General features: G+C 30.1%; 18 protein-coding genes and 1 tRNA gene. 3 read left to right on the top strand and 16 right to left on the bottom strand.

Annotated features, from left to right (window positions below):
• Positions 1-214: 214 nt before the first annotated feature.
• The 9 genes from J2Z25_RS17965 to J2Z25_RS17925 form a co-directional block, all read right to left on the bottom strand.
• A tRNA-Thr gene (locus J2Z25_RS17965) sits at positions 215-290 on the bottom strand.
• Between the two features lie 88 nt (positions 291-378).
• Positions 379-1,023, bottom strand: a complete 645-nt coding sequence (sigH, locus tag J2Z25_RS17960; protein ID WP_209741520.1) for an RNA polymerase sporulation sigma factor SigH — start codon at positions 1,021-1,023, stop codon at positions 379-381.
• Between the two features lie 56 nt (positions 1,024-1,079).
• Positions 1,080-1,592: an NYN domain-containing protein gene (locus tag J2Z25_RS17955; protein ID WP_008681219.1), complete on the bottom strand. Its 513-nt coding sequence runs from the start codon at positions 1,590-1,592 to the stop codon at positions 1,080-1,082.
• Between the two features lie 20 nt (positions 1,593-1,612).
• On the bottom strand, positions 1,613-2,458 hold the full coding sequence (rlmB, locus tag J2Z25_RS17950) for a 23S rRNA (guanosine(2251)-2'-O)-methyltransferase RlmB (RefSeq protein ID WP_373205740.1): 846 nt from the start codon (positions 2,456-2,458) through the stop codon (positions 1,613-1,615).
• A 90-nt stretch (positions 2,459-2,548) separates the two neighbouring features.
• Complete coding sequence (locus J2Z25_RS17945; RefSeq protein WP_097034394.1) at positions 2,549-2,965, bottom strand: Mini-ribonuclease 3; 417 nt, start codon at positions 2,963-2,965, stop codon at positions 2,549-2,551.
• Positions 2,966-3,012: 47 nt separating this feature from the next.
• Positions 3,013-4,413 (bottom strand): cysteine--tRNA ligase, encoded by a 1,401-nt coding sequence (cysS, locus tag J2Z25_RS17940; RefSeq protein WP_209741519.1) that lies wholly within the window; start codon positions 4,411-4,413, stop codon positions 3,013-3,015.
• 11 nt (positions 4,414-4,424) lie between these two features.
• Positions 4,425-6,137, bottom strand: coding sequence for a proline--tRNA ligase (locus J2Z25_RS17935; protein ID WP_008681224.1), 1,713 nt, complete (start codon positions 6,135-6,137; stop codon positions 4,425-4,427).
• A 342-nt stretch (positions 6,138-6,479) separates the two neighbouring features.
• Positions 6,480-7,148 (bottom strand): 2-C-methyl-D-erythritol 4-phosphate cytidylyltransferase, encoded by a 669-nt coding sequence (gene ispD / locus J2Z25_RS17930; protein WP_209741518.1) that lies wholly within the window; start codon positions 7,146-7,148, stop codon positions 6,480-6,482.
• Positions 7,149-7,163: 15 nt separating this feature from the next.
• Positions 7,164-8,255, bottom strand: coding sequence for a PIN/TRAM domain-containing protein (locus tag J2Z25_RS17925; RefSeq protein WP_008681227.1), 1,092 nt, complete (start codon positions 8,253-8,255; stop codon positions 7,164-7,166).
• A 250-nt stretch (positions 8,256-8,505) separates the two neighbouring features.
• Between J2Z25_RS17925 and J2Z25_RS17920 the strand changes: the two genes are divergently transcribed.
• Complete coding sequence (locus J2Z25_RS17920; protein WP_099346950.1) at positions 8,506-8,907, top strand: nucleoside triphosphate pyrophosphohydrolase family protein; 402 nt, start codon at positions 8,506-8,508, stop codon at positions 8,905-8,907.
• A 69-nt stretch (positions 8,908-8,976) separates the two neighbouring features.
• On the opposite strand, the gene disA is transcribed toward J2Z25_RS17920, so the two are convergent.
• From disA to J2Z25_RS17900, 4 genes are all read right to left on the bottom strand, one after another.
• Entirely contained in the window at positions 8,977-10,041 is a 1,065-nt protein-coding gene (gene disA / locus J2Z25_RS17915) for a DNA integrity scanning diadenylate cyclase DisA (protein WP_008681230.1), read from the bottom strand.
• Between the two features lie 16 nt (positions 10,042-10,057).
• Positions 10,058-11,425, bottom strand: a complete 1,368-nt coding sequence (radA, locus tag J2Z25_RS17910) for a DNA repair protein RadA (RefSeq protein WP_008681232.1) — start codon at positions 11,423-11,425, stop codon at positions 10,058-10,060.
• Between the two features lie 398 nt (positions 11,426-11,823).
• Complete coding sequence (gene nagB / locus J2Z25_RS17905) at positions 11,824-12,549, bottom strand: glucosamine-6-phosphate deaminase (RefSeq protein ID WP_008681234.1); 726 nt, start codon at positions 12,547-12,549, stop codon at positions 11,824-11,826.
• On the bottom strand, positions 12,546-13,268 hold the full coding sequence (locus J2Z25_RS17900) for a GntR family transcriptional regulator (protein WP_142419305.1): 723 nt from the start codon (positions 13,266-13,268) through the stop codon (positions 12,546-12,548). Before J2Z25_RS17900 ends, nagB begins: the two co-directional genes overlap by 4 nt.
• A gap of 133 nt (positions 13,269-13,401) precedes the next feature.
• On the opposite strand from J2Z25_RS17900, the gene J2Z25_RS17895 reads away from it, so the two are divergent.
• Together J2Z25_RS17895 and J2Z25_RS17890 are read left to right on the top strand one after the other, a co-directional pair.
• On the top strand, positions 13,402-13,563 hold the full coding sequence (locus J2Z25_RS17895; RefSeq protein ID WP_008681237.1) for a hypothetical protein: 162 nt from the start codon (positions 13,402-13,404) through the stop codon (positions 13,561-13,563).
• Between the two features lie 145 nt (positions 13,564-13,708).
• Positions 13,709-13,936: a glutaredoxin family protein gene (locus tag J2Z25_RS17890; protein ID WP_008681238.1), complete on the top strand. Its 228-nt coding sequence runs from the start codon at positions 13,709-13,711 to the stop codon at positions 13,934-13,936.
• 102 nt (positions 13,937-14,038) lie between these two features.
• Here the strand turns inward: J2Z25_RS17890 and J2Z25_RS17885 are convergent, their stop codons facing one another.
• Genes J2Z25_RS17885 through trxB form a run of 3 tightly spaced genes read right to left on the bottom strand, consistent with a single transcriptional unit; the run spans position 14,039 to position 16,709 of the window.
• On the bottom strand, positions 14,039-15,499 hold the full coding sequence (locus J2Z25_RS17885; RefSeq protein WP_008681241.1) for an NADP-dependent glyceraldehyde-3-phosphate dehydrogenase: 1,461 nt from the start codon (positions 15,497-15,499) through the stop codon (positions 14,039-14,041).
• A 10-nt stretch (positions 15,500-15,509) separates the two neighbouring features.
• On the bottom strand, positions 15,510-15,737 hold the full coding sequence (locus tag J2Z25_RS17880; RefSeq protein WP_008681242.1) for a glutaredoxin domain-containing protein: 228 nt from the start codon (positions 15,735-15,737) through the stop codon (positions 15,510-15,512).
• Positions 15,738-15,773: 36 nt separating this feature from the next.
• Positions 15,774-16,709: a thioredoxin-disulfide reductase gene (trxB, locus tag J2Z25_RS17875; RefSeq protein WP_008681244.1), complete on the bottom strand. Its 936-nt coding sequence runs from the start codon at positions 16,707-16,709 to the stop codon at positions 15,774-15,776.
• Positions 16,710-16,919: the final 210 nt, after the last annotated feature.

Raw genomic sequence — 16,919 nt, 5'->3', positions numbered from 1 at the left:
TGTCTTACCGTGGTCAACGTGACCGATTGTTCCAATGTTTACGTGTGGTTTACTTCTTTCGAATTTTTGCTTTGCCATTGTAAAATCCTCCTTTAATCTTTGTAATAAACTTTGCCTAGCGTTTTCTAGCTTTTGGGTAATATATTGAGCTCACCACAAAGACTAAAGCAATTTATAATTACAATAATCGCTACTAGTGAGCGCTCAACTATATTGGAGCTCACGATCGGGATTGAACCGACGACCTCCGCCTTACCAAGGCGACGCTCTGCCTACTGAGCTACGTGAGCATTGCCATCATAATGTGGTTTATAGTTTAATATACCAATTATAAAGTTTACTATTGTTCAAAAAATTTGTCAATAAGAATTTAGCGACTTATTTTTCGGTATATAGACATTTTTCAAGCTTTCGTTTAACTCTTTGTAATGCATTATCTATAGACTTAGCCTGCCTATCTAAATCGCAGGCTATTTCCTGATAAGACTTCCCATCTAAATAAGATTGAAGTACTTCCATTTCTAAATGAGATAAAACTTTCGCCATCTCTCCCTCTATATGTTTTAACTGCTCTTTCCCTATTATAAGTTCCTCTGGATTAGTTATTTTTAATCCTGATAAAACATCAATTAAAGTCCTATCTGATTCTTCCTCATAAATCGGCTTATTTAAAGATATATATGTGTTCAATGGTATATGTTTTTGCCTTGTAGCTGTCTTAATAGCAGTTATTATTTGTCTCGTAATACATAATTCTGCAAAAGCCTTAAAACTTGTTAGCCTATCAGATTTAAAATCTCTTATAGCTTTATATAACCCTATCATGCCCTCTTGATAAATGTCTTCTTTATCTGCTCCAATGAGAAAATAAGACTTGGCTTTAGCCTTTACAAAATTCTCATATTTTGATATTAAATAATCTTGTGCCCTACTATTTCCTTTTTTTGCTTCATCAACCACTTCTTCGTCTAACTTATTTTGAAATTCCACAAACAAGCTTACCTCTTTTTTGGTACTCTCCACTATATATCACCCCTTTAAGCCATATAATATAATAAGTATATATACTAGTCAAACGCTTATTCACTCCGTCTTATAGCTTCTAACTTTTTAAAGATGTCTTCATCTATGTTATCCCCCAAATGATTTTTAGATGAAGACATATTTTTCAATGTTTTCTTTTTTATCCTTCCTTGAGTTTCAATAACTTCGTTATAAAATTCAAGAGCAGATATTCTTACTGCACCTCTTTGAAAAATAGTCTGTTGTTCAAGCCAATCTGATGTAACAACATAGACCTCAAATCTTCTACCTAAATTATGAACTTCTCTTTCTATGTAAGAATCAGCGGTTTCACCATCTTTAGTAAATACTATACTTATATTACTGTTTATATCTTCTTTCTTTTCAATGCTTCTAGTTACCTTATGCGCATCAAACACTATTATTATCTTACAATCTTCATAAACTGAATAATTATGTAAACTATCTATTAAGCTTTGTCTTGCCCCATCAAAGCTGTAGTCCTTTTGCTTCTTTAGGTTCGGCCAACTATTTATAACATTATATCCATCAACAAATATTATTTTCACATATTACCTCTTTAACTATGCTATTTTAATAGTCTTCCCTTTAATATTTCATACATCATTATACCACCAGCAACTGAAGCATTTAAAGAGTTAATTTTTCCTACCATCGGAATTTTCACTAACTTATCACACTTTTTTAAAGTAAGTTTAGATATACCTCTTCCTTCACTACCTATAACCATAGCACATGGACCATTAAAGTCAACTTGATAGCTGTATTCTTCTCCTGCTATATCTGCACCATATACCCATAGCCCTGATTCTTTAAGTTCATCTATAGCTGAATTAATATTTGTTACTTTTGCTATCTTCATATGCTCTATAGCTCCTACAGAACACTTGTATACAGTAGATGTTATTCCCACATTTCTTCTTTTTGGTATTATTATTCCATGAACTCCGCATAATTCAGCTGTTCTTATTATAGAACCTAAATTATGTGGATCTTCTATTTCATCTAGTACAATTATAAATGGATCTTCACCTTTTTCCTTTGCATCATTTAGCATATCTGCAATTTGGCAGTACTTAAATGGTGTAACTAAAGCAATAACTCCTTGATGATTTGTACCATTACTCATAGCATCTAGTTTTTTTCTATCTACTTCCTTTAATACTAATCCCTTTTCTCTTGCAATATTTATTATTACTTTTATAGATCCCTCCATATTACCATTTGCTATATATACACACTCTATAGTTCGATCACTTTTTAATACTTCCATAACGGCATTTCTACCTATAATTAAATCTTCCCTAGTCTCTAATTCGCTAGCATTAGAAACATTTTCTCTAATATATTCTCCGCCATTTTTATTCTCCTTAACAAATTGTCTCTTACCTCTTACAGGTCCATTTTCAAGCATTTGTCTTTCCATTCTAGCTTTCATTCTAGCTTCTCTGTTTCCCTTAGTCATAAAAATCACTCCTTATTTCTATTATATACTTTTCCTTAGTTATGTTAACTGTATTTCTGTAGATTTTTCTAATATATTATATAGTCTTTCTTTATTTCCTATTAAATATAAATATCCTAATAGAGCCTCAAAGCCTGTTGCATTTCTATAATCTATAACATCAGCATTTTTAGGAACAGTTGCAGATTTTGTATTTCTTCCTCTTTTGTAAATATACAATTCATCTTCTGTTAAAGTATCTTCTATATTATACATTATTGCCGATTGACTCTTAGCTTTAACGTATCCAATTGCTTTTACATGCATTTTATGTGCAGATAACTCTGTATTATTAGATAATATAAAATTTCTTATATATATCTCATATACTCCATCTCCTATTAAAGCTAACTGCAAAGGATTTAATCTCCTAGCTTCCTCTTTACTAAATTCCCTAACTCTTAAATCCTCTAACATATTTTTCTCTCCTTTAAATAAAGGCTGCACAATTGCAGCCTTTTAGACTAATTTACTTTTTTCCATCTAACCCCTTGAGGAGTATCTTCTAAAACTATATTTCTAGCTTTTAAATCATCTCTAATTTTATCAGCTAAAGCAAAATTTCTATCTTTTCTTGCTTGTTGTCTTTCCGCTATTAATCTTTCTATTTCTTCCTCTAAACTTCCCTTAGTGGAGTTTTGAAGAATACCTAACGGATTTCCTAACTCTCTTATCAAGCTCAATGCTGCTTCACAAAGCTCTCTAGATGATTCTATAGATACATTAGTATTTATATCTTTTATAAGATCAAAAATTGCTGTAATTGCATCTGCTGTATTAAAATCATCATCCATTTTTTCTATATATCTTTGTCTATATACATCTAAAGATTCTAAGTAAGCTTTTTCTTTATCATCCATAGATTCTTTCTTAACTTCATCAATTAGATTTTCTAAATTAGAAACGGCATTATATAATCTTTCTACTGATGCCTTTGCTGATTCTAATAAATCATCACTAAAGTTTAATTGTACTCTATAATGTCCTGATAACATTAAGAATCTAACTACATCAGCATCATATTGTTTTAATATATCTCTTGCAGTTAAAAAGTTATTTAATGATTTAGACATTTTTTGGTTATTAATATTTAAAAAGGCTCCATGTAACCAATATCTTGCAAATGTTTTTCCTGTTAAGGCTTCACTTTGTGCAATTTCATTTTCATGGTGTGGAAATGCTAAGTCCATTCCACCTGCATGTATATCAATTGTATCACCTAGTATCTTCTTTGCCATGCATGAACACTCTATGTGCCATCCTGGTCTACCCATTCCCCATGGACTTTCCCAGGCCGGTTCACCTGGTTTTTGAGCCTTCCATACCGCAAAATCCATTGGATCTTCTTTTCTTTCATCTACATTTATTCTTGCTCCAGCTTGCAAGTCTTCTAAATTTTGACCTATTAACTTTCCATAACTCTCAAACTTCTTCGTCCTAAAATAAACATCCCCATCTACTTCATAGGCATAACCCTTTTCTATTAGCCCCTTTACAAACTCTATTATATCTTGAATATATTCAGTAGCTCTTGGATTTATTGAGGCTCTCATTATATTTAACCCATCAGCATCTTTATAGTATTCATCAATATATCTATCCCCTATATCTGAAACTGTAGTCCCTTCTTCATTTGCTTTTTTTATCATTTTATCATCTATATCTGTAAAATTTTGAACAAATTTAACTTTATATCCTCTGTACTCAAAATATCTTCTTATTGTATCAAAAATTATGAAAGTTCTACCATTACCTATATGAAAGTAGTTATATACGGTAGGTCCGCATACGTACATTTTAATTTCTCCTGGTGTTAATGGTATAAATTCTTCTTTTTTTCTAGTTAAGCTATTATAAACTCTCATTTAATTACCTCCTATCTTACAGATAATTTATTTTTCTTAAACTCTTCTCTAACTCTATCTACAGCTTCTTCTATTTTTATATTTTCCATATCTGATGTTCTAAGTTTAAATTCTACTTCTCCATCAACAATCTTCTTACCAACTGTTATTCTCATTGGTATTCCCATAAGGTCTGAATCCTTAAATTTAACTCCTGCTCTCTCATTTCTATCATCTAGTATCGCATCAACACCTATAGATTTTAAATCTTCATAGATCTCATTAGCAATCTTCATTTGTTCTTCATCTTTAATATTTACAGGAATAATATTAACATGATATGGTGCTACAGATAAAGGCCAAACTATTCCATTCTCATCATTATGTTGTTCTATTATTGATGCCATTGTTCTTGTTACACCAATACCATAACAACCCATTATAAATGGTTTTTCTTTTCCATTTTCATCTATAAAATTAGCATTCATGGCTTCTGAATATTTTGTTCCTAATTTAAATATATGCCCAACTTCTGTTCCTCTTGAAATAGTTACTTTTCCCCCACAAACTGGACACTTTTCACCTTCAGTTATATTTCTATAATCTCCAACTACCCCTTGAAAGTCTCTTCCATAATTTACATTTTCAATATGATATCCAGTTTTATTAGCTCCAACAATAAAATTGTACATATTTACAATTTCCTCATCAACTAATAAAGTATCTACATTTATATTTATAGGTCCAGCAAATCCAACTTGTGCATTAGTTGCTTTAAATACTTCTTCTGGAGCAGCCATATTTAAATTTACAACTCCACCTAAAGCATTTGAAACCTTAACTTCATTCACTTCTCTATCGCCTCTAACCATAACTGCTACTATCTTACCATCAGCATTATATATTAAAGTTTTAGCAAATTTCTTCTCTGTTGTATTGAAGAATTTAACTAATTCTTCTATTGTCTTAACATTTGGCGTTTCAGTTTTAACTAAATCTTTTAATTCTTCTGCATCTGCTTTTTCAACTGTTGATGGTGCCTTTTCCATATTAGCTGCATAATCACAAGCTGTACAAAATACAACATCGTCTTCTCCTACTTCTGATCTTACCATGAATTCAGCTGAATTTGATCCCCCAATTGCTCCTGAATCTGCTTCAACTGGTTTAGCATCTATTCCACATCTATTAAATATTTTAATATATGCTTCTCTCATTTTATTATAAGAAACATCTAACCCCTCTTGATCCTTATCAAAACTATATGCATCTTTCATTATGAATTCCCTTGATCTCATAACACCAAATCTTGGTCTTCTTTCATCTCTATATTTAGTTTGTATTTGATAAAGATTTACTGGTAATTGCTTGTATGATTTAATTTCATTTCTTGCAATATCAGTAAATACTTCTTCGTGAGTTGGTCCAAGGCAGAACTCTCTATTATTTCTATCTTTAAGTCTAATAAGTTCAGCTCCATAAACATCCCATCTTCCTGATTCTTGCCAAAGTTCTGCTGGTTGCACTGCTGATGCTAGGAATTCTTGTGCCCCTGCGTTATTCATTTCTTCTCTTACTATATTCTCTACATTTTTTAAAACCTTTAATCCTAGAGGCATATAATTATATATCCCTGATGCCATTTTTCTTATCATCCCAGCTCTTAGCATTAATTTATGGCTATCTATCTCAGCTTCTGCTGGAACCTCTCTTAATGTTGATATTAACATATTAGACATTTTCATTTCTACTTCCTCCTATTAATGTTGTTATTTTAAATATTTTTAATTCTTGCTAATCGGTATATCTTTATAAATAATAAAAAAAGCCCACCCTAATTGCTTAGGGCGAACTTATATCGCGGTACCACCTAAATTTGTTCTCGAAAATGATAACGGTATTAAACCGATAGTTTTTACCTATAACTCCAAAGCTGGTTCAAATCCTATTGAAAATTTTACAGCCTATGAATTTTCTCTCTGAACGTCGGATTTTACTATTCTTCTTCACTGTTTTAAGTCTATTAATTTTTAGCTTAATTAATTATATATTCTAGTAAAAATTATGTCAATATAATAAACTATGTATTATATTAGCCTTTCTGCAAGTATTAAATCCTCTGGGGTAGTCACTTTTATATTGGTATATTCACCATTGTATAAATATACTTTGTTATTATACATTTCTACCACCATTGTATCATCTGTAACACTAATATTATTTTCTTTAACTTTCTCATGACACTCTTTTATTATTTCTAACTTAAAAGTTTGTGGAGTTTGAATTGCAAGTAATTTACTTCTATCTGGAGTTGAATCAGAAAATCCATTTTCATCAACAACCTTTATAGTATCTTTGGGCATTACCCCTGGTGCTGCTGCTCCATAAATCTTTGCATACTTTATACCATCTTTTATAACTCTTTCAGATACAAATGCTCTTGCTCCATCATGGATAAGAACAATCTCAGAATCATTTATTTTTTGTAATGCATTATAAACTGAGTCCTGTCTTTCTTTTCCACCTTCAACTATCATATCAACTTTTAAAGAGTATTTTTCCAATATTTCTTTATTACAATATTCTATTTCATCTTTGGGTAAAACTAGAATTATTTTATCTATTCCTTCACAATCAACAAATTTCTTTAAAGTGTAATACAAAATAGGTTTACCATTAAGCTCTATATATTGCTTACTAATTTTAGCACCCATTCTTTTTCCTTTTCCACCCGCTAAAATTATAGCACTTATCATATAAACACCTACTTACTATTCCTTTGGTTTTGCAAATATCATTCTTCCAGCTGCTGTTTGTAATACAGATGTTACTATAACTATGATTTGTTCTCCCATAAATCTTCTTCCACCTTCTACAACTATCATAGTTCCATCATCTAAGTAACCAATTCCTTGAGTTGCCTCTTTACCATCTTTAACAACAATAACCTTCATTTCTTCACCTGGAAGAACAATAGGTTTTATTGCATTTGCTAATTCATTTATATTTAAAACAGGCACTCCTTGGAATTCAGCAACCTTATTTAAATTAAAGTCATTTGTCACAACTTTTCCTTTAAGAGTTTGTGCAAGCTTTAATAACTTACTATCAACTTCTTGTATTTCAGGAAAGTCACCTTCCCAAATCTGAGTTTCAATTTCAAGTTCTTTTTGAATTTTATTTAGTATGTCAAGCCCTCTTCTTCCCCTATTCCTTTTAAGAGAATCAGCTGAGTCTGAGATATGCCTAAGTTCGTCTAGAACAAAGCTTGGTATAACTAATGGTCCTTCAACAAATCCAGTTTGACATATATCAAAAATTCTACCATCTATTATTACAGATGTATCCAGTACCTTGGGATTATTTTTCACACTTACTTTTGACTTTTTTTCTTTAGCATTACTTTTCCTAAGGTTTACAAGAAGATTTGATATGTCATCCTTCTTTTCAACGAATATACTTGCAAATATTATTGCAAATATTAAATTTAAAAGCACAAATAGTATTGGACCCAATCCATATAAATCTATACGATTTAATGGTAGTCCTATAAGAGACGTTAGTATTAACGATATCAATGCACCTAGTCCACCATAAAGAAGTTCTGCTGCCGTAAGCCTTTGGATATTTTTTTCAATATATTCAATAACTTTAACAATAGAGTCATAAATACGCGGTGAAACAAAATATAATATAAGTCCAAATAATAAAGTTAAAATAATACGTACTGATATAATTGCAAATGGTTTAGATAAAAAAGATATTTCTTTTAAAATAAAGATGTTTAGTAGTATTCCACTAATGATATATCCACTAATAAATCCTATTATAGTAAATATAACTCTTATAATCTTTTTTAACATAATGTCACCTCCCTGTATTATCATTTTATTTTTATTCATTTACCTACTTCACTAGAAGCTTATACCATTATACCATATAAAGGTATCATCTAAAATGAAGAATTCTTAAAATCTTATTAATTTAAAATACCCCCTATAAAAAAACAAGCATATTAGATATTATTATATTGAAGTTCGGCGAATAATTAATCTTACTAGAAATAATTATATTTTAAAAACAGCCATAATTTTTTTTAAGGAGTTGAGGCATATGAAGGATATAATTTTTGATAATTTTCAAAATGATGTTAATGAATCATTGCTACGTCATAAAAGTATTCTAGATATAATAACTAAGTATAGTGAATCTAGTTCCAGAGTTAATAGAGCCCTAGCTAAGGCTGTAACTAATTGTGGTTGTATTAAAATTTCAGCTAAAAAACAAGAAAACATATCTTCTAATAATGATGATATAAATAATTTTAATTATTCGTTAAATAATCACCTTGAAGGAGAACTTTGTGATAATTGTCGTGATATTATTGAAAATGAAATCGGAAATAATTTATTTTATCTTACCTCTTTGTGTAATTGCCTAGATTTAAACTTATATGACATATTATTAAAAGAAGAAAATAAAATGAATCTTCTGGGTAAATTTACACTTAGATAAACTCAAAGCAGGTCAGAACGCCTGCTTTTGTATTATTATCTATTTGTTTTACTTTTATACATTATTTTACTAAATTTCATTTTTTAAATATATTTGTTCCTTTATTCTTCTTAAGCCATTTTTAATAGCTTTAGCTCTTGCTTCTCCTATTCCATCAACTTTATCTAACTCATCGGTATCTGCTTCAATAACATACTTAAGTTCTTTAAAATGTTTTACTAAATTTTCAATTACTGATACAGGAATTCTTGGAACTTTAAATAATATTCTAAATCCTTTTGGAGAAATTAAGGAATCAATTAATGACGCTCCTGAATATCCTAAAACCTTAGCTATTAGATCTAAATCAACTAATTCTTCTGAGCTAAGCTTTTGAATTTCGTTATATATTTCGTTATAATCCATACCCTCTCTACAATAATCTCTTATTAATAAAATACCATCTCTCTCTATAAATCTTATAAGTTCACTGAGCTGCATAGAAATAAGTCTTCCTTCATTTCCAAGTTCAACTATATACCTTTGTATCTCTTCCACGACTCTCATAACCATCTCAGTTCTTTGTATTGCAGTTACAACATCAAAAATAGTAGTTAGATCTTGAAATTCTAATAAGTTTAAATTATTTATTACTCTCTCTAATACATTAACATATTTCTCTAATGTTTGTATTGCTTGATTTGCTCTTGCAAGTATTATGCTACTTTCTTGAAGCACATACTTTAAATCCCCTTTATAAATAGTTATTATATTTCTTCTTTGAGAGATTGCCACTACTATATTTCCAGTTTGTTTTGCTACTCTATTTGCAGTTCTGTGCCTAGTTCCTGTTTCATATGTCGTAAGTGCATGATCTGGTACAAGTTGCGTATTAGCACAAATAATTCTTCTTAAATCTCCACTTAGTACAATAGCTCCATCCATCTTGGCTAATTCATAAACATAGGCTGGTGAGTATTCTGAATTAATATTGAATCCCCCATCAACAAGATTCATTACTTCTTCACCATCACCAATGACTACCAAACCTCCAGTTTTAGCCCTTAATATATTATCTAATCCTTCTCTTAAAGCAGTTCCTGGACTCATAAGTTTTAATATATTTTTTATTTCTTCATCATCTTTTATTCTCATACACTCACCCAATCCACTAGAATATCTTACTAATAGCCTCTCTTAAATTGCTTACCCCTATTATATTTGTAGTTTTACTACTAACCTTATCTTTATTTCTTTCTGGAATTATAGCGTTTTTAAAGCCCATTTTTTCGGCTTCTTTAATTAACCTATCACATGACGAAACCGGTCTTATCTCTCCAGTAAGCCCAACTTCACCAACGATAACCATTCTTTCTAACTTAAATCCTGTATTTTTTACACTTGATAACAATGCTAATGCTAAACCTAGATCCCCTGTAGTTCCGTCTAGGGTAAGACCACCAACTACATTTACATATACATCATATTTATAAAATGGAACCCTTAACTTTTTCTCTAATACAGCAAGTATAAGCCTTAACCTTTGATTATCTATTCCAACCGCTGTCCTACTCGCCATATGAGTATTACTTTCACTGACTAATGCTTGCATTTCAACAAGTATAGGTCTGGTTCCTTCCATTATTCCTATAACAGCAGAACCCTCTTGATTAAAATTAGTATCCTCTAGAAATATTCTCGAAGGATCATATATTTCCTTTAATCCTTCTTCAGCCATTTCAAAAACTCCAATTTCACTAGTTGTTCCAAAACGATTTTTCATAGTTCTTAAAACTCTAAATTCTTCAGTACGCTCACCTTCAAAATACAATACTGTATCAACCATATGTTCAAGAACCCTTGGTCCTGCGAGTTCACCCTGCTTAGTAACATGCGCCACTATAAATAATGGTATATTCTGGTTCTTTCCTATCCTCATTATAGCATTAGAGCATTCCTTTACTTGCGATACACTTCCCGGAGCAGAAGTTACTGATTCTTTAAAGACAGTTTGTATGGAATCAATTATTACAAAAACAGGCTTCAACTCATTTATATATGCCTCTATTAAATCAAGATTAGTTTCAGATAAAATGTATAATTGTTCCGCATTTACACTTAACCTATCTCCTCTTATCTTAATTTGTTCCTCTGATTCTTCTCCAGAGACATACAATACTTTCCCATAGGATTTTGATATTGAATTTGCTGTTTGCAGTAATAAAGTAGATTTACCTATTCCAGGATCTCCAGATATTAAAGTTAACGATCCTCTTACTAATCCTCCACCTAAGACTCTATTTAACTCTTTTAAACCAGTATCATATCTTTGCTTTTCTCCTGATTTAATCTGTCCTATACTTTTAGGCATATTATCTATAACTCTTATAGTATTTACCTTACTTTTTATTTCTTTTTGGGTTTCCCTTACCTCTTCTACCAGGGTATTCCACTTATTACAATCTGGACATTTGCCTAACCATTTAGGAGACTCATATCCACATTCTTGACAAACAAACATGGATTTAATCTTAGCCATAAAATTTACCTACCAATCTTATTAATTTCTATAATAAATACATAAATGTCAGTATAATAATAAATCTAATATACCATTTAAGTATCATATGTTTTTAATTTGAATGTATTTTTTAATTCAATAATTTACATAGTTAAAATTAACAATAATACTATACATTACTTTAGTGTTTCTTAAAGCTTTAAACCCTTATTATAAATTATTTACTAATTCTACTTAATCATTATCTATAATTAAAATGTTTTAACTCTATTGCAACTTATATACATATAATTATTAAAATTACTATATTTAATATATCATAACAATATTATAAAAACCAATGATTATAAAAAAAGAATTGTAATCTATTTATAGTATTACAATTCTTATATATTCTTAGTATTCAAATATAAATTTTATAATAATTTTGCAGCAGCTTCATCAACTATAACTACAACATCTCTGTGCATTTGTAGCATTGATGCTGGCATGTTTGTGCTTATCTTTCCACTTACCATTGCTTTTACAGCATCAGCTTTTCCTTCACCACTTGCTATAACTATTATCTTCTTTGATTTCATTATTCCACCAAGTCCCATTGTTAAAGCTTGTGTTGGAACTTCATCAATTGAGTTGAAAAATCTAGCATTTGCTTTTATAGTATCTTCTGTTAATCCTGTTAAATGAGTTCCTGATACTAATGTTTCATCTGGCTCGTTGAATGCTATATGTCCATTATTACCAATACCTAGTAACTGTAAATCCGTACCACCTAATTCTGCTATTTTAGCATCATATCTTTTACACTCTTCTTCTATGTTTTCAGCTAAACCATTTGGAACATAAGTATTTTTCTTATCTATATTAATGTGGTTAAATAAATTTTCATTCATGAAGTATCTATAGCTTTGAGGATGATCTCCACTTAATCCTATATATTCATCCAAATTAACTGTAGTAACTTGTGAGAAATCTATTTCCCCTTCTTTATTCATTCTGATTAATTCTTTATACATTCCTATTGGAGATCCACCAGTTGCTAAACCTAATATAGCGTTAGGTTTATCTTTTACTACTTTAGCCATTTCATTAGCTGCTTCCTTGCTTAATTCTTCATAGTTTTTAGTTATTATTAGTTTCATCTTATTTTCCCCTCTCGTCTAGATATATTAACTTGCAAAATAAATTTATCTGATCTATATACTGCTTCTTCTAAGAAAATCATTTTATTATTATGATCATAAGTCTTACTTATAATCTTTAACATAGGTACTTGCTTATCCACACTAAATATCTCTTTTAATTCATCATCCATTATTACTGATGCTATTGAAGATTGTGAATAATCAACTACATAACCAAAGCCTTCTAATATCTTAAATAATGAGCCATTTAGCATTTCTTCATCAATATACCCACAGTAATCAACAGGTATAAATACTGTCTCTAACGCTACACATTCATCATCAACTATACGCTTTCTTTTAATTTTATATATCTCATCCAAAGAAAATATATCTGCTAGGTGCTCCGGAGTATTTATTTTACAAAACTCAACAACCTCTGATCTTAAATTTTTTCCCATTTGCTTTATTATCTCTGTAAAGCTCATCATATCTTGTTGTTTAAATGTTTGTTCACATACAAATGTTCCTTTACCTTTAATTCTTAAAAGAACACCTTCTTGTACCAGTTCTCCTATCGCTTGTCTAATTGTCATTCTACTAACACCATATATTTCACATAGTTCTCTTTCGCTTGCTATGCATTCACCTGGCTTCCATACGCCTTCGGATATTTTTGATATTAAATCATTTTTTAGTTGATAATAAACTGGAATTGGACTACTTTTATCTATCATTATTAAGCCTCCTATCAATATTATATTAAAAATTGTTATAGATGTCTAGACCAGTTGTATAATTTTTTTTATTTGTTATAAAAATTAAAATTTTGCAAAAAATAATCTTATAAACCATCAAGGAGATGATTTTATGATTAATAAAACTTACTTTTCTAATATCCAATCTAGAAATATTATAAAAGATGATAATAAGAAAAATTTATCTGAAGATTTCATATCTAACCATATAGATAATTCTTTGGATAATATGGTTCTTAATTCAAATCTAGAAAATCAAGATATTATAAAGTAAATTTATATTTTCCCATTGATATAATACCATATTCTTTATTTTAATAAAATATAGGATATTTATTGTATTTAGTACTCAAATGGTGTAAAATTTATGTTAAACAATATTAATTATCTATTGATAATAGCAAAGGAGTGTTTACCTAATGGTTAAAGTTTATAGTACAAATTCTTGTCCATGGTGCGTAAAAGCAAAAAATTATTTAAAATCAGTTAATATTGAATTTGAAGATTTAAATGTACAAGAAGATATGACTGCTAGAGATGAAATGATTAGCAAATCAAAACAAATGGGAGTTCCTGTTTTAGATATAAACGGAACAATTATTGTAGGATTTGATAAAAATGCTATAGATTCAGCTTTAAATATTTAATATTTGAACATAAGGGAGGTTTAATATACCTCCCTTTAATAAAAAGTAGATATATAATAAAATAGAGGAGTGATTGTATCACTCCTCTATTTTAATTAGATATTATCTAACTAAATTAATTACTGTAGCCTTAGGTCTTGACATAGATTCTATTGAATATCTGATTCCTTGAGTTCCGATTCCTGAAGCCTTAACTCCTAAGAATGGGAAATGGTCTGGTCCTCTTTCAGTTTTGTTATTAACTTGAACTGTACCAACTTCTAGTCTATCTGCTACATAAAATGCTTCATTTATATTTTCAGTAAATACAGATGATTGTAATCCATATTCTGATTTATTAGCAATTTCTATAGCCTCATCTTTATCCTTAACTCTTATGATAGGTAAAACCGGACCAAATGGTTCTTCCCAAGCCAATCTCATATCTGTTGTTACATTATCGAAAAGAGTTGGATAAATCATATTTTCTTCTCTAGTTCCTCCAACAAGTAAATGAGCACCTTTTTCTCTTGCATCATCTATAAGTTCCCAAACAAAATCTGCTGCTTTACTATCAATTAGTGGAACTATATCCACATCCTCTTCTAATGGATTTCCTATTTTTAAATTTTGAACTTTTTCCTTAACTTTTTCAACTAGCTTATCTGCTACTTTGTTAACAACCAAAATTCTTTTAACTGCTGTACATCTTTGTCCTGAATAAGAATATGCTCCAGCAACTATATTAGATGCCGCAAGATCTAAATCTGCATCCGCTAATACTATAGCTGCATCTTTACCTCCAAGCTCCATAAGTAACGGAACCATTGTTGTTATTCTTGATATTCTAGTACCAACTTCTGTACTTCCAGTAAAGTTAATAAAATCTATTTCAGGATGTGTAACGATATAATCTCCTATTTCACTACCTCTTCCTGTGACAGTATTTAATACTCCTGCTGGAACACCTGCTTGCTCAAATACCTTAGCTAAATATAATCCACATAAACTTCCTTGAGTAGCAGGTTTTAAAACTACAGAATTACCTGCAACTAATGCTGGTGCTATCTTTGATGCTGCTAAATTTATTGGATAGTTAAATGGAGATATGGCTAACACTACTCCTAGTGGCTCTCTTGTTACTAATGATATTTTATTTCTTTTAAATCCTGGAAAACTATCTCCTGGAATGCTTTCTCCTGACAAGTTCTTCGCCGTATCAGCTGTAAACTTTATATAATCAGCTGATCTTAGGATTTCTGATTCAGCACTCTTTTTGTCTTTACCGATCTCTCTCATCATTATTTCAGCAATATCTTCAACTTTTTCTATTAGTATATCAGCAGCCTTATATAATATTTCTGCTCTCTTATTAACTGGAACATTTCTCCATACCTTTTGTGCCTCTTTTGCACTCTTTATAGCAAGATCAACTTCATCTGTAGTCATTGCTGGTACCTTTCCAACTAAGCAATTCCCTACAGGTGAATATATATCTATAAACTTATCACTTGAGCTATTAATCCATTCCCCATTTATTAAATTTCTAAAAGTTCTTTCTTTTCCCTTTATACAACTAAACACTTGATCACCTCTACTTAATTTTAGCTAGTTCTATCTTATTCCTATCAAAACCAACTATTATCTCTCCATCTATATCAATTACTGGTACAGTTCTTTGACCTGATACCTTAAAAACTTCTTCTCTATCCTCATGCTTATCAGCTACATTTATTTCTTTATAATCCCATCCCTTCATTTCGAAAAATCTTTTCGCCTTTATACATGATGGGCACCATGATGTTGAATATATTTTTATCATAATATCTCTCCTTTAACATTCCTTGAATTTTCTCAATTATTTTTTCTTTTCTACTACGTACTTTTCTGCTTGTAATGCTGCTATAGTTCCATCTGCAACAGCTGTTGTTATTTGTCTATATTCTTTTTCCCTAACATCTCCTGCTGCATAAACTCCTTCAACGTTAGTTCTCATACCTTCATCAGCTTTTATATAGCCATTAGATGTTAAATTTATATAATCTTTAAAATGATCTGTCTTTGGCACTGTTCCTATAAATCCAAATACAGCATCCATTGGTATTTCTTTTTCAGATCCATCTTTAGAATTTTTTATTATAGCCTTTTCTACAAAGTCAGTTCCATCAACATTAACTAAATCTTCATTAAATAAAATTTCTATCTTAGGATGATTCATAACTTCTTCAATTGTAGCTTTTTCACCATTAAAGTAATTATGTCTTCTTATCATAACTACCTTTGAAGCAAATTTTGTTAAAAATAAAGCTTCTTCTAAGGCAGAATTTCCTCCACCTACAACTCCAATTATCTTTCCTTCATACATTGCTCCATCACAAACTGCACAATAGTGGATTCCTTTTCCTGAAAACTTTTCTTCATTTGGAATAGGTAATTTTTTAGGAGTTGCACCAGTTGCTATTATTACAGTTTTTGTTTTATATATATAACTATTAGTTTCAATTATTTTTTCTTCTCCGCTAAAATCAACCTTTTCCACCATATCGAATTCATCTATTTCAGCTCCAAGCTCTTCAGCTTGTTGTTGCATTAAATCAGCAAGTTCTGTACCTGAAACTTTTTTAAAGCCAGGATAATTTTCTATTGTATAGCTATTTCTAACTTGACCCCCAAGTATTTGGTCTTCTAGTAAAAGCATGTCTAGCTTAGCTCTTGTTGCATATATTGCTGCAGTTAAACCCGCTGGTCCGCCACCTATTATAATCAACTCTTTATGTTTAACTTCTTTACTCATGACTCACTCCTTCTACCCCCCCGGGGTATTATCTTTAATTTAATTATATGCTTCTATAAAATAAAATGCAACTATTTTTAAATAATAATTTTTATTAATTATATCCACTTAGCTTTTCTTCTCTTAATATTATTACTCGTTCTCTAATAAATTATTAATAAATAAAAAAATAAGAGAAGATTTTTTCAAAAAGAAAATCTTCTCTCTATA

Source organism: Clostridium tertium (genome assembly GCF_017873245.1).
In the GTDB taxonomy this organism is placed as follows: domain Bacteria; phylum Bacillota; class Clostridia; order Clostridiales; family Clostridiaceae; genus Clostridium; species Clostridium tertium.
The sequence above is the reverse complement of the archived record's forward strand: the minus strand, read 5'-3'. Positions and strand labels throughout refer to the sequence as shown.